Below are 810 nucleotides of genomic sequence, written 5' to 3'. Positions count from 1 at the left end.
TTGCGGAGAAAGTCCTCGGTCTCGCGGCCGCTTCGCGGCGGTCCGAGCAGCGGACGGCCCTGATCGTCGCGACAGTGCAGCAGGACGGGTAGCAGCAGGCCGTGATTGACGTTGCTGGCGTCCAGCAACGGCGCCCACGCCGACAGCCTGAGCCGCATCGCGACATAGAAGCCCCGGCACCAGGGACGCGGATCGATATCGCCATTGACTTCACGCCGGTGCATCGGCGCGAACTGGCGAGGCGTGGTCGAAAGGGTCTGGCTGATCTCGTTATGATGCAGCGCGACGGCGGAAATCGCCGCGAACTCCGGGGTGCCGCCGTGGTTGAAAGCATCGGCATCGATGGCGAGCAGCGGGCAGATCCAGTCGAGTGGGCTCATCGACACCGGTCCGGTCACGATCGCGGCGACGTAGCCATCGAGCGTGGGAATGCTGGTGGCGACAGAATGCCGATCAACGCGAGCCTGGAGCCATCGCTCGAGCTCCTCAAGTGGCATCGCGGCTGCCGCCATCGACGACGCTGCTTTATGACGACGCGGGCTCATGCCGCGGCCTGTGCGGTGCGCTGGCGCGCCGCCTTCCAGTTCCAGGCGAGCAGCTCGTGCAGCTGATGGCTCTTGGTTCGCCCGGACACGATGCGCTCCAGCACGTCGGCCAGGTAGGCCTGCGGATCGAGTTCATGGAGCTTTGCCGTGTTCACGAGCGACGCCAGGATCGCCCAGCTCTCGGCGCCGCCCTCGCTGCCGCTGAACAACGAGTTGCGTCTTCCCATGGCAATCGGGCGCATGGAACGCTCGACCGTGTTGGAAT

The 810-nt window shown here is 66.0% G+C and carries 2 protein-coding genes; both read right to left on the bottom strand.

Going from position 1 to position 810, the window contains the following annotated elements:
* Nucleotides 1–512 (bottom strand): UPF0149 family protein (locus CWO89_RS44750; protein WP_130231590.1); only part of this gene is annotated, 512 nt, incomplete at its 3' end.
* A gap of 29 nt (nt 513–541) precedes the next feature.
* Nucleotides 542–810 (bottom strand): transposase domain-containing protein (locus CWO89_RS44745; protein ID WP_130584442.1); only part of this gene is annotated, 269 nt, incomplete at its 5' end.

The sequence above is a fragment of the Bradyrhizobium sp. Leo170 genome, assembly GCF_004296405.1.
Taxonomy (GTDB): domain Bacteria; phylum Pseudomonadota; class Alphaproteobacteria; order Rhizobiales; family Xanthobacteraceae; genus Bradyrhizobium.
This window is presented reverse-complemented; position numbering and strand designations above follow the sequence as displayed.